Raw genomic sequence first — 13095 nt, forward strand, 5'->3', positions numbered from 1 at the left:
TGGGGCTTTGCATCCCTGAAACTAGGAATCTCCGATTCCGTAGTTGAAGTATCCCTGAAAGGGACAATTCGCCTAAAGGAAGCGGAGCTTCCAAGACTCATAGGTAAGCGAGCATCTCGCTGTCTGCGAGAAGAAATTCACCTCTGTGAAAAAAGTTCACGTATTGAAGCTTTCAAAAGAATGGAATGTTTTGACTTTCGCGTTAGCGACCGACGCCCGGATGGGTTCGGACAAATTTCTGGAAATTTGGCTGAACGGACGCCGAAAGCGATAACGCTAGGGAGCGGCCCGCCGCAGGCGGGAAACGCCCGGAAATAGCGAACTTTGTGAAAAATTTTTAAATGCGAAGATTTCGTGGAATTTTGTATAAGCCTTAAAATTTTTAGCTCGTCAAATGGAAATGTCGCTCGGTTTGCACTTTCTCTTTGGGCGGGAGAAGGCGTTTTTCATTTCGGAAATTATATTCTAGGCGAAGCGTTCACAGGAAAGGAAAGAGATGAAAAATAGATCGTTTGCGAAACAGGAAATGGAAGAGTCTTCGGCAAAACTGGCGGTTCTTATCGATGCGGATAATGCACAGCCTTCGGTTTTCGAGTATCTGCTTTCGGAAATTGCCAAATACGGCGAAGCGACGGTCAAGCGGATTTACGGGGATTTCACTTCTCCCCAAAGCGCCCAGTGGCGGGCGATTCTCAATGAATTCGCCATCAAGCCGGTTCAGCAATTCGCCTATACCAAAGGGAAGAATGCGACGGACAGCACGATGATTATCGATGCGATGGATTTGATGTACACACGCCGCTTTGACGGTTTTTGCATTGTTTCCAGCGACAGCGATTTTACGAGCATTGCCACCCGGATTCGTGAAGAAGGCCTGCTGGTTTACGGCTTTGGCAAAAAGACGACTCCCGAAGCGTTTAAAAATGCCTGCCATGTATTTGTCGATACGGAAATTTTTGCGCCCTCGAAGCCGGAAAGAAAATCGGCGAATAGAAAGAATTCCGAAAAACACGAATTTTCCCAAACGGGGCCCTCCCTGCCCTCGAAAACCGTTAAAGCTATTGCGACCGCTTTAGAACAATCCAGCGACGATACCGGCTGGTCGCATCTCGGGACTTTCGGCAGCATTTTACTCAAGTTGAAATCGGATTTTGATCCGCGCCAATACGGATTTAAAAAGCTGAGCGAGTTTGTCAAAGGCCGCAGCGATTTGTTTGAAATTCAAGAACGCAAACAGGCAAATTCCGAATCCATTGCTCTCTATTTGCGCCCCAAGAAATAGCGGAAGCATTGCTGTTACAAAAATGAAATTTTTTAGCGTTTGCTTTTTGCGGAAGAAGGCGAAATTTTTTGTAGTCCCCAAAAAAACAAGGGATTTTCAGAAATTCAAATTCTTCTTTTTTTAATTTTGGGACGAATTGCAAAAGAGGAATTTTCATGTTTACCCATAAAACGAAAATTGTCTGCTCCATGGGCCCGACCACTGCCGACGACGCAATCGTTTCCCGCCTGATTCTCGCCGGGATGAATGTTGCCCGGTTTAATTTTTCGCACGGGACTCACGAATCCCATTTGGAAATGATGGATCGGGTGAAGCGGGTTTCATCGGCGTTGAATCGCCCTATCGCGCTGATGCTGGACACGAAAGGTCCCGAAATCCGGACGGGGAATACGGCGAAGAATGCTCCCGTTTTGATTCAAAAAGGCTACAGGGTTTTGGTTTCCGTCGATGGTTGCGAAACGGTGGCGGCGACGGAATCCGAACCGGCGCGGATGTCGGTGTCGTGGACGGATTTGCCCCACCGGGTTCAAAAGGGAAATCGCATTCTGGTGGCCGACGGGCTTTTGGAATTGGATGTGGAAGATTCGGATGGTTCCACGGTTTTTGCGGTTGCCAAAAATTCCGGGGAAATTTCCAGCAAGAAAAATGTGAATCTTGTGGGGCTTCACGCCGGGCTTCCCATCATGAGCGAGCAGGACAAGCTGGACATCAAGTTTGGCGTGGAACAAAACGTGGATTTTATCGCGGCCAGTTTTGTGAGTTACGCCAGTGAGGTTCAGGAAATCCGTCGCTACCTGGAAAGCCTGAATTCCAAAGCGCGGATTATTGCCAAAATCGAAAACGAGGAAGGCCTGAACAACATTCGGGAAATCGCCGAAGCGGCGGACGGCGTCATGATTGCCCGCGGGGATTTGGGAGTGCAGCTGCCCACGGAAAAAATCCCGCTGGCGCAAAAGCATATTATCCGGGTTTGCCGCCAGTTTGGAAAGCCGGTCATTACGGCGACGCAAATGCTGGAATCCATGATTTCTCACCCGCGCCCCACCCGTGCGGAACTGACGGATGTGGCCAATGCGATTTTTGACGGCACGGATGCGGTGATGCTCTCCGGGGAAACCGCCAATGGCAGCTATCCCATTGAAGCGGTGGAGACGATGGTGCGGGTGGCGGTGACGGTGGAATATTCGCCGGAGTATTACAAGAAAATGCGGGAATCTTTTGAAATGGATTTGCGGGGGGACATCAGCCGGATTGTTTCCCAGAACGCTTACCAGACCGCCCGGGATGTGAGTGCCACGGCGATAATCACTCCCACCCTCAGCGGCAATACGGCCCGTATGGTCAGCATGTTTCGACCGGAACAGCCGATTCTGGCGGTGACTCCCCATCAGCAGGTGGAACGCCAGCTGCTTTTGAATTGGGGCATTTTCCCGCTTTTCGCAAAACTGGTGACAGGCTCCGATGACATGGTGCAAAATGCCATTAAGAGTGCCCACGACGCGGGAGCCGTTCGCATTTCCGATAGAATCGTGATGGTTTCCGGTTTTCCGCTGTCGGCTTCCGTGGTGAATACGATTCGCGTCCTGTATGTGGGAAACATCTTGGCTCGGGCGGATTTTGGCGGGGTCGCCAGCGAAGAATTTCCCCGGGCCACGGGAAGGATTTTACGGGCGAACTCGCCGACGGAAGCTTACTTGCTCCAGCGCAAAGAAAGCGACGAGATTCTGCTTTGCCCTACGCTCACCGAAGAATACATTCCGGTTCTTCGCCAGGTGCGAGGCGTTATCGTGGAAGGGGAATGCAAGATTCCGCCGGACGTGCTTTCCATTGTCAATCCCCGCTTGGTGTGGCTTTCGGCGGTGAAAGACGCCATGCGGATGCTGGAACCCGGATTCGCGGTGACCATCGACGGCAAGAGCCTTGTGGTTTATGAAGGACGCTTGTAATTTTCTGGCTACAGACGGCAATTCTCTTTTTTGTTTCGTTTTTCCAAGCTTCTTGAAATCTAACTTCGCATTTTTCAAGGAGCGTGGCGGGGTAGCCTTGACGCAAGTTGGTGATTAGCGATTAGTGATTAGTTCGGCAACCGGTTGCTGAGCCTGTCGAAGGGCAGGGAGCGGTTGGGTGTCGGAACTGATAACTGGGTTCCCCTTGTGAAAGCCCCCCCTCTCGACACTACCATTTCATTCCTCCCTATAAATTCAAAATTTTTCAACTATAAAGCGTGGCGGGGGATAGGGTGAAGGGAAAAGGGGCTGCCCATGAGTCTTAAGAGTTTTACTCTTTTAGACGAATTGTCCCTGGAAGGGAGTCTTTGCAACTTGGAAGCCCCCTTATCCCTTCCGCCCGCTGGCCTACAAGGCATCCCTGAAACTAGGAATCTCTGATTCCGTAGTTGAAGTATCCCTGGAAGGGACAATTCGTCTAAGGGAACAAGTTCCCAAGACTCATGGGGCTTTGCACAATTCGCCTAAAGGAAGCGGAGCTTCCAAGGCTCATGGGCGTAAGCGAGCACCTCGCAGTCTGCGAAAAGAAATTCCCCTTGTGAAAAAGAAATTCACGCTCTGAAAAAAAATTTATTTGAGAGTATTTGGTGGAAGATCGTATATAATTCCCAAAACTTTCTGCGGCAACAAATTTTCACGTACACACGGGGCAAAATTTCTGCGGCGGGTAATTTTCACGTGAAAACGCGCTAAAACCGGTTTGCTTCGACAAGCTCAGCAACCGTGCTTCGACAAGCTCAGTAACCGTCTGTCTCCGTTTGATAAACCCAGGGACCGGTTGGAACTTGAAACTGATAACCGAGTTTCCCCTTGAGAAAAGAAGTTCTCCTTTTTGAAAAAAATCCTAATTGCGAGTATTGGGTGGAGGATTGTCCATCATTCTCGTTTTTTGCGTGAGGGATAGCAGTGGCGAAGCCATTCGGACTCGCGAAGCGAGGCTGAACGGACGCCGGGCTCTGGATTTTTTGATTTGAATTGCCCGGCGATAACGCCATAGCCCGACCCGCCGCAGGCGGGGGACGCCCATTCCGTTTTTGCTTTTTTGCCTTGTGTAAAATCGATGTAAAGTCTGTGAGAAATTTTTTCAAAAGCTGCTCGGACGCTCTTGTTCCGGCGCGTTTTCCCGTTTAATTTTGGGGCATGGATATTTATGTAATCGTTATCGGAATGCTTTTTCTTTTGGCCGTTTTCGATTTGATAAACGGCGTGTCGAACGATGCCTCCAATTTTTTGAATTCGGCGGTGGGCTCCAGGGCTTTCGGTTTCAAGTTTCTGATTGCGATTGCCGCAGCGGGGATTTTAATCGGCGCTTCTTTTTCGAGCGGGATGATGGACGTGGCGCGGCATGGGATTTTTCAGCCGCAGCATTTTACGTTCGCAGAAATTATGGCGATATGCGCGGGTGCTATGCTGACCGATGTGATTTTGCTCGATATTTTTAATATGCTCGGCCTTCCGACTTCGACGACGGTTTCGATGGTCTTTGAACTTTTGGGCGGGACTTTTTCCCTTTCGCTGATCAAGCTGCATCGGGGCGCGGGTGAACTTTCCCTTGGCGACTTGGTCAATTCGGAAAAGGCGCTGTCGGTGATTATCGCCATTTTTACGTCGGTCGCCGTCGCTTTTGTCTTTGGCTGGATTGTCCAGTGGATTTCCCGCGTCGTTTGGACGTTCCGTTATAAACCTCGGGAGAAGTATTTTATCGCCGTATTCGGGGGGATTTCCTTGTCGGCGATTTTCTATTTCGTCCTTTTTCAAGGGCTTAAAGGTTCGGCGATTGCGGTGCCCGAAGTTTTGGCGCAGAACAGGCTTGGTACTTTTCTAGGCAGCTTTCTTGTTTTTGCGGCTTTGTCCGAACTCCTCTTCCTGTTGAAGCGCAACGTGTTCAAGCTGATTGTCGCAGCGGGAACCTTTTCGCTTGCACTCTCCTTTGCCGGGAACGATCTGGTGAATTTTATCGGAGTGCCACTTACCGGGCTTTCCGCTTTTATGGCGTATGCGGATAGCGGGCTTTCGGCGGATCAGGCGATGATGACGGCGCTCTGCGCTTCGGAAAAAAGCCTGTGGTGGATTCTTTCTTTGGCGGGCGTCATTATGGCGGTTTCGCTTGCGACTTCCCGCAAGGCGCGGAATGTGATTCGCACATCGGTTTCGCTTTCGAGCCAGTCTTCTTCGGAGGAATTGTTCGGCACAAGCCCTATCGCCAGGGCTTTCGTCCGTTATGCGGATCTTTTGTCGTCGGTGGTGCGCGGAATCGTCCCGTTTAAAATTCGGAATTTTTTGAACAGGCGCTTGGATGCCCGACGATTGCAGCTCGAAGAAAGCGACGCCGCGTTCGATTTGCTGCGGGCTTCGGTGAATTTGATGCTCGCTAGCATTCTGATTTCGCTCGGCACGTTTTTCAAATTGCCGCTATCGACGACCTATGTGACATTTATGGTCGCTATGGGTTCTTCGCTGGCGGACAAGGCGTGGGGGCGCGAGTCTGCGGTCTATCGCATCACGGGTGTTTTCTCGGTGGTCGGCGGCTGGTTCTTTACGGCGTTTGCGGCGTTCGTGTGCGCCTTCATGGTGAGCGGCATGATTTTTTGGGGTGGCATTCCGGTGGCCTTCCTGCTTTTTGGTCTGGTGGTTTGCATTCTTGTGCGCTCGTCCGTCCGGTATCGAAAAAAAGAGAAAGAAAAGGAGGCGGCTCCCGGAGAATTTCAAACGATTATGGAAGAAAAGGATTCGCAAAAAATTCTGCCGATGGTTCAAGCCTATTATTCTAAAGGCTGGGGCTGGTTCCTCGTGTTTGTGGAAGATTCCGTCCTCGATACGCTGAAAGCTTTGGCAAACGAGGACTTGGAGATGTTGCGCTATGTCCGGCAAAGGATGAAGCAGGAGTATAAGACGCTGCACCGCTTGCGCCACGAAGGATTTGCCTGTTCGCAAAAAATGTTCCACGAAGAAACGCTGGCAAAAAAATTTTTCCTTTACCAGGCGAACGATTTCGCGATGTCTCTCTATTTCAGTTTGGAACGCGTCCATAAGCCGTGCCTGAATCACGTCGATAATCACTTGACGCCTTTGGGAGAATCGCAAAAAAAGGTCCTGCTGGAACTCGCCGAAGAAATGCGCGATGGCATCGAAGATTCCGCCCGCATGATTTTGGAAAACGACTATTCGGATTATGCGGGGTTGCAAAATCGGCTTCGAGCGCTGGGGGCGAAAATCGTCGGCATTCGGAAAACGGCTATGCAGCAAAAGGTGCCTGAAAATCAGATGGTGGCGAGCGTCAATCTGCTTTTTTTGACCGTCCTTTACGAGTGCCGCGCCATTCTCGATGCTACGGGCTATTTAAACAAGTCCTCTAAAAAAATGATGACGGATTTAGTCTAGATTTTTGGAAAACGCATTTTTAAAGGTCGCCCAAAGGATGCTTCGATGATTTGTGTGGTAGAAGACGACAAGAATATCCGGGAAATGGAAGTGTATGCGCTCCAGAGCGCGGGATACGAGGTGGTTTCAGCCTCTTCTGCGGACGAGTTTTTTTCGGTTCTGGAAAAGCGGGTTCTTTCTCTGCTGATACTCGACGTGATGCTTCCCGGAAAGGACGGTTTTGCGATTCTTGAAGCTTTGCGCAGGGACAATCGCACGGCTTCTGTTCCCGTGATGATGGTGACTGCCAAGACGACGGAACTGGACAAAATCCGCGGGCTGGATTCCGGAGCGGACGACTACTTGACCAAGCCTTTTGGCATTATGGAATTTTTGGCTCGTGTGCGCGCATTGTTGCGCCGCGCCGAAAAGCGATTTGAAAATCGGGAATCGGAAGAATCGCGCCGCATTTGTCTGGGCAAAATCGAAATCGACGACTTGCGGCATGTCGTCACGGTGGAAGGCGAACCGGTAGAATTGACTTTCAAGGAATACGAAGTTTTGAAATTGCTTTGTTCCCATCCGGGAATCGTTTTTGGGCGAAACCAGCTGCTGGAAAAATGCTGGGGAATTGACGCCGCTCTGGAATCGAGAACGGTCGATATGCACGTCAAAACGTTGCGAAAAAAACTGGGAAGCGTCGGCGATTACATCAAGACGGTTCGAAACGTCGGTTACAAGGCGGAAAGTGGGGAAAACGGTGAAGGAAAAACTGAGCTTTAGTCTTTTCTATGTCGGGCTTCTTGCCGCCCTCATCGCCATGCTTTTGACGGCGGGCGCATTTCGCACGGGAATTGCGAATCAGGCTGTTCAAGATTTAAAACAGCAGGGAGCGATAGTCGCCAGCGCTTACGGGTTTATCGATTCCGTCGCGGATTTGGAAAAATTGGCGACGCCCTCTTTGCGCATCACATTGATTTCGCCTACGGGAGATGTCCTCTTTGAATCCGACGCCAAGGACAAAACGCTGGACTTGCATCTTTCCCGCGCGGAAGTGCGTGCTGCTTTGCAGAATGGTGAAGGTTCGAGCTACCGTCTTTCCCAGACTTTGGAAACGGGAGTGTATTATTACGCCCGGCTTTTGCCCGACGGCAATGTCTTGCGCCTTTCCGTTCGGAAAAGCATTGCCTTTTCTGTCCTTTCCGATGTCTATCCCAAACTGGCGATTCTCTTGGCTGCGATATTTTTGCTTTCCCTGTTCTTTGCCCATATTCTTTCCCATCGTTTTGTGGAACCGATTCGCCGTCTGGCGGAAAATCCGGATTCGCTCCAGTTTCCGGAAGGGGATTTGCTTTATCGGGAACTCGCTCCGTTTGCGCGGCAGCTCAAGCGGGAAAGGGACAATACGCTGCGGGAAATGTCGCGCCTGAAATTTGAAAGGAACCGTTTTCGCACGCTGATTGAAGAAATGTCCGAAGGCATGATTTTGCTGGATTCCCAAAGCGACGTCGTCCTGGTGAATGGTGTCGCCCGGGAAATGTTCGGCGTCGATGGCGATTTTTCGGGAAAGCCTTTGCGCGCTTTTTCAGAACGCCCGGAACTTCTCAAGGCGGTGGAAAAGGCTTTGAACGGCGTCAAGGAAGATGCGGAAATTCAGCTTGCAGGCAAGGATGTCCGCCTCATCGCCAGCCCTGTTTTGGTCGGCGGCGAAGTTTCGGGTGTGATAGCCATCCTGCTCGATGTCACCGAAAAGAAAAACCTCGCTCTCCTTCGGGAAAGGTTTACAGCCAATGTCTCGCATGAATTGAAAACGCCGCTCACATCGATTGCGGGCTATGCGGAAATGATGGAATCGGGGATGGCGAAAAGCGAGGACATTCCGGAATTCGCCGGGAAAATCCGCAAGGAATCGGCGCGTCTGATTTCCCTCACCAACGATATCCTCAAACTTTCGGAACTGGACGAACTCGACCCGAATGCTCTTCGCCTGGAAAAATGGAACCTGCGGGAAATTGTCGGGGAAGTCGCCTCTGAACTGGAATCTTTGGCGAAAGCGCGGAACATTTCCATAACTCTTCCGCAACGGGATTTTTTCCTGCGGGTGGATAAAAGAAAAATCTTTGAAATGCTGTATAATCTGCTGTCGAATGCGATTCGTTACAATAAGGATTCGGGAAAAGTCGCCGTTTCCTTTGAAGGGAATGCGGTCGTCGTGAGCGACAGCGGCGTGGGGATCTCAGAAGAACATTTGCCGCATATTTTTGAACGCTTTTACCGCGTGGACAAAAGTCGTTCCAAGGAAACGGGCGGCACAGGACTTGGGCTCGCGATTGTCAAGCATATCGCCGAAATTCACCGGGCGAAAATTTCTGTCCATTCCGTTTTCGGCGAGGGAAGCCGCTTTCGGGTCGAGTTTCCCGCGGAATCGGTTTCTGGCTAACCGCCCGTCGTACTATCCGGCGCGTCAGTTTTAAATCGTCCTTCGCATTGCAAAAAACTTTGCAAATATCTTTTTCCCGCTTTTCCACCGGCGAAATTTTTTTTGTATAGATTAGGGGAAACGCGGTCTTATTATGGATAAATTGTCTCCCTTTCAATTTTTAGATTATCGTGAATATCTGACGGCTTTTTTTGAAAGCAAAAAGGCAAAGTCCCCCTGGTATTCCTATAAGGTCTTTGGCGATGGGGTCGGGCTGGATCAGAGCCAGGTTTTTCGGATCCTTCAAAAGAATTTGCACATCTCCAAACGCGCTCTTCCGCGTTTTATCGAATATCTGAAATTAGACGAAAAGGAAGCGCAGTATTTTGAAAAGCTGGTGGAATTCGGGCGCGCTCGCCGGGAATCCGACACCCGGCGGCTATTTGCCGAAGCATTGGCGTTGAAGGGGGCGACCAGTCGGGACCTTAAAGCGGACCAGTATGAATTATACGCCTGCTGGTATCACAGCGCAGTGCGGACGCTGTTGGGCTTTGTTCGCATTCGGGATGACTATGCGGCTTTGGGAGCGATGGTTTCTCCGCCGATTTCCGCCGACGAAGCAAAAAATGCTGTGACTCTGCTCTCCCGTTTGGGGCTGGCTGTGCGGGATGCCGAAGGCTTTTGGAAACTTTCGGATTTGACATTAAGGGCGGGAGGCGCAGCATTGCAGGCGAAACGGGTCCGGGCGTATCAGGCCGAATCGATGAAATTGGCTATGCAGAGTCTGGAAATCCACGATAAATCGAAACGCGACATCAACGTGATGAATATGGCCTTGGACGAATCCGCATTTCGGGATTGTCTTGCTATCTTGGAGAATGCGCGCGACGAAATTCGGGCCCGGGTCGAAAAGGTCCATTCGCCGGATAGGGTCATGCGTTTGGCGACGGCGTTTTTTCCGGTTGCTTTTTCAAAAGAGGTTTCGTCTTCATGAAAAATGCGGCAGTTTATCAAATGTTTTTCCTCTCGCTCTGCTTGGGGCTTTTCTCTTCGTGTTCCGAATCGACGCAGACCAGCGGAGGCATTTGGGACGAAACGCAGAACACTCTCGCCGTCCGCATCCGTTTGGCTTCTGGGGAACCCGCCGTGGCGGCAAAAGTCCGCTTGGTTACGGAAACCGCCATCGTCGAAGACAGTGCCGTTGCCGATGAATCGGGAATCGCCCGGTTAAAGCGCCCTTCGCAGAACGGCTTCATCGAAGTCCAGGAAAAGTCCGGCGTTGCCCGGAATCGGGTTTTGGCAGGGGATTCCCTTTTGACGGATACATTGAAAAAACCGGCGAGTTTGCAGGGAAAACTGGTCGTGCAAACGGCAATGCCTCGGCGGCTCTTTCTGTTTGGAACGTCCTATGCTGCGGAAGTTTCCGAATCGGGCGCATTTCGTTTTGAAAACATTCCGGATGGGGAATACGCCGTACTTTCGGAAGGGGAGTCGGAATATGTTTTTTGGGAAACTCTTGTTGCTGACGGCAATGCTGCCGCGGAAACGGAACTTGTAGAGCCTTCCCCAGACAGTGTTCTCGTCGAAGACTTTGAACGTTCCGTGGCGACAAATCGCTTCGCCGCATTGACGGGGGCAAGCTGGTGGTTTACATCTTCGGATTCTTTGAGCCACGTCGAACCGGAATCGCCAACGGACGCTTTAGTGCGTTCCCCGGAAAGCTTTGAAACTTCGCAGAGTGCCCATTATACATTTGTCGTCGATACGACTTTGGCAGATGCCTTTGCCCTTTGCGGCTTCGATATCGGCGTTTCGTTTTGGCAGGACTCGACTACCTCTTACGATATGTCTCAAACGGACAGCGTTTCGTTTTACATTCGGGGCTCTGGCCACGTCGTCATGCAATTTGCGGGATTAAACGAAGCCGGTGAAGTGGAATCCTGGGACTTTGAATTTGACATTCCTTCTTCCACGGAATGGGTTCGGGTTGCCGTGCCGCCGTCGGGAAATGAAACTTGGGAAAAGATAAAGTCGCGGATGCGGATGATTACTTTCCTTTCGACAAGAAATATGGATTTGTGGCTGGATAAAATCGTTTTTCACGGTGTCTCCGCACAGGATTTGTTCCGGGATTTGCTCGGGCGTTAGTATTTTTTTGGGGGCGGGGGCGAGTCTAAAATAATTCCCGGCGACCCGTCGTGTATGATAGAATCGGTGGAGAGTCTTTGAAAATTCTCCGATAAAGTTCAAATACTTTATTGGCTTGGAAGCGCCTATTTGTAAATCGGAATGATTTTGTGAATTTTTATATTTGAAAGGAAAAGGAGTTTGCAAAAAATGACAAGTATTCATCAAAGAGAGCACCTGCAATCTCAGATTTGGAAAATAGCCAACGAAGTTCGAGGAGCCGTGGATGGCTGGGATTTCAAGCAGTTCGTTTTGGGAACCTTATTCTACCGTTTCATTAGCGAGAATTTTGCGGACTACATAAAAGGCGGCGACGATAGTATTGACTACGCTTCGTTAAAAGACAGCGTGATAACGCCGGAAATCAAAGATGATGCGATAAAGACAAAAGGGTATTTCATCTATCCGAGCCAGCTGTTTGTCAATGTGGTCAAAAATGCCAACACCAATCCGAATCTGAATACAGACTTGAAAGCCATCTTTGATTCCATAGAAAGTTCTGCCAATGGTTATGCCTCTGAAAAGAATATCAAAGGACTGTTTGCCGATTTCGACACCACAAGTACGAGGCTCGGCAATACGGTGGAAAGTAAGAACAGCCGTTTGGCTGCCGTCCTAAAAGGCGTAGAAGGATTGAACTTTGGAAATTTCGAAACGCATGAAATAGACCTTTTCGGCGACGCATACGAGTTTCTGATAAACAATTATGCAGCCAATGCTGGAAAGTCTGGAGGCGAGTTTTTTACTCCGCAGAATGTATCAAAGCTCATTTCCCGGCTTGCCATGCACAGGCAGGAAACCGTCAATAAAATCTACGATCCGGCGGCGGGTTCGGGATCGTTGCTCTTGCAGGCAAAAAAGCAGTTTGAAAATCGCATCATCGAAGATGGATTCTTCGGGCAGGAAATCAATCATACGACATACAATCTGGCTCGTATGAATATGTTCCTGCACAACATCAATTACGATAAATTCAACATCGCGCTTGGCAATACGCTTACCGAGCCGCAATTTGGAGACGAGAAACCTTTTGATGCCATTGTCTCCAACCCGCCCTATTCGGTAAATTGGATTGGCTCGGACGACCCGACGCTCATCAACGACGACCGCTTTGCTCCAGCCGGAGTTCTAGCTCCGAAATCAAAAGCCGATTTCGCCTTTGTTCTCCATGCGTTGCATTATCTTTCCGGAAAAGGTCGTGCTGCCATCGTTTGCTTCCCGGGCATCTTTTATCGCGGCGGTGCAGAGCAGAAAATCCGAAAGTATCTGGTGGATGGCAACTATGTGGAAACGATTATTTCCTTGCCCGCCAATCTTTTTTATGGTACTTCCATAGCGGTGAATATCCTTGTCCTTTCCAAGCACAAAACGGATACGAAAATCCAGTTTATCGACGCAAGCGGTGAAGGATTCTTTACAAAGGAAACCAACAACAATGTGCTGGAAGACAAGCACATCGAGAGAATTATTGATATTTTCGATAAGAAGGAAGATGTAGATTATATCGCGAAATCGGTTGATTATAAAGACGTCGTCGAGAATGATTACAATCTGTCGGTAAGCAGCTATATTGAAGCGGAAGACACTCGCCCGAAAACCGACATCAAGGAACTGAACGAGCAGATTCGCCGCATTGTGGCTCGAGAGAATGAGTTGCGCGCAGAGATAGATAAGATAGTCGCGGAATTGGAGGAGGCGAGGAATGAACAAACTGGATGAATTGCGGTCGAAATTTTCGACCACAAAAGGTCTGTGAAAAGCAGGATGCTACGGCGGAACGAATGTTCGACAAGCTCAGCGACTGAACATTGAGTTTAGGTTAGTGTGTTTCGGCTATGCTT

9 protein-coding genes are annotated in these 13095 nt (G+C 49.9%); all 9 read left to right on the top strand.

The genetic code is table 11. The features are described 5' to 3' along the window. Positions 1-145: 145 nt before the first annotated feature. The 9 genes from B5D40_RS16315 (at position 146) to B5D40_RS06950 (ending at position 12973) form a co-directional block, all read left to right on the top strand. Positions 146-274, top strand: coding sequence for a hypothetical protein (locus B5D40_RS16315; protein WP_255404460.1), 129 nt, complete (start codon positions 146-148; stop codon positions 272-274). Between the two features lie 222 nt (positions 275-496). Further along, entirely contained in the window at positions 497-1282 is a 786-nt protein-coding gene (locus B5D40_RS06915) for an NYN domain-containing protein (protein WP_078776325.1), read from the top strand. Between the two features lie 155 nt (positions 1283-1437). Then, positions 1438-3228 (top strand): pyruvate kinase, encoded by a 1791-nt coding sequence (gene pyk / locus B5D40_RS06920; RefSeq protein ID WP_078776326.1) that lies wholly within the window; start codon positions 1438-1440, stop codon positions 3226-3228. Between the two features lie 1200 nt (positions 3229-4428). Further along, a complete protein-coding gene (locus B5D40_RS06925) occupies positions 4429-6669 on the top strand; it encodes an inorganic phosphate transporter (RefSeq protein WP_078776327.1) in 2241 nt (746 codons plus the stop codon). Positions 6670-6714: 45 nt separating this feature from the next. After that, positions 6715-7431: a response regulator gene (locus B5D40_RS06930; protein ID WP_078776328.1), complete on the top strand. Its 717-nt coding sequence runs from the start codon at positions 6715-6717 to the stop codon at positions 7429-7431. After that, a complete protein-coding gene (locus tag B5D40_RS06935; RefSeq protein WP_143159518.1) occupies positions 7409-9088 on the top strand; it encodes a sensor histidine kinase in 1680 nt (559 codons plus the stop codon). The genes B5D40_RS06930 and B5D40_RS06935 overlap by 23 nt, the downstream gene beginning before the upstream one ends. Positions 9089-9221: 133 nt before the next feature. Beyond that, on the top strand, positions 9222-10061 hold the full coding sequence (locus B5D40_RS06940) for a TIGR02147 family protein (protein ID WP_078776329.1): 840 nt from the start codon (positions 9222-9224) through the stop codon (positions 10059-10061). Continuing rightward, positions 10058-11215: a hypothetical protein gene (locus tag B5D40_RS06945; protein WP_078776331.1), complete on the top strand. Its 1158-nt coding sequence runs from the start codon at positions 10058-10060 to the stop codon at positions 11213-11215. Before B5D40_RS06940 ends, B5D40_RS06945 begins: the two co-directional genes overlap by 4 nt. Positions 11216-11404: 189 nt before the next feature. Then, positions 11405-12973: a type I restriction-modification system subunit M gene (locus B5D40_RS06950; RefSeq protein ID WP_078776332.1), complete on the top strand. Its 1569-nt coding sequence runs from the start codon at positions 11405-11407 to the stop codon at positions 12971-12973. Positions 12974-13095: the final 122 nt, after the last annotated feature.

The sequence above is a fragment of the Fibrobacter intestinalis genome (genome assembly GCF_900167415.1).
Lineage (GTDB): Bacteria > Fibrobacterota > Fibrobacteria > Fibrobacterales > Fibrobacteraceae > Hallerella > Hallerella intestinalis.

Coding starts and splice junctions, on each gene's coding strand:
- pyk (WP_078776326.1), top strand. CDS start 1,438: ATGTTTACCCATAAAACGAAAATTGTCTGCTCCATGGGCCCGACCACT.
- B5D40_RS06930 (WP_078776328.1), top strand. CDS start 6,715: ATGATTTGTGTGGTAGAAGACGACAAGAATATCCGGGAAATGGAAGTG.
- B5D40_RS06940 (WP_078776329.1), top strand. CDS start 9,222: ATGGATAAATTGTCTCCCTTTCAATTTTTAGATTATCGTGAATATCTG.
- B5D40_RS06915 (WP_078776325.1), top strand. CDS start 497: ATGAAAAATAGATCGTTTGCGAAACAGGAAATGGAAGAGTCTTCGGCA.
- B5D40_RS06925 (WP_078776327.1), top strand. CDS start 4,429: ATGGATATTTATGTAATCGTTATCGGAATGCTTTTTCTTTTGGCCGTT.
- B5D40_RS06950 (WP_078776332.1), top strand. CDS start 11,405: ATGACAAGTATTCATCAAAGAGAGCACCTGCAATCTCAGATTTGGAAA.
- B5D40_RS06945 (WP_078776331.1), top strand. CDS start 10,058: ATGAAAAATGCGGCAGTTTATCAAATGTTTTTCCTCTCGCTCTGCTTG.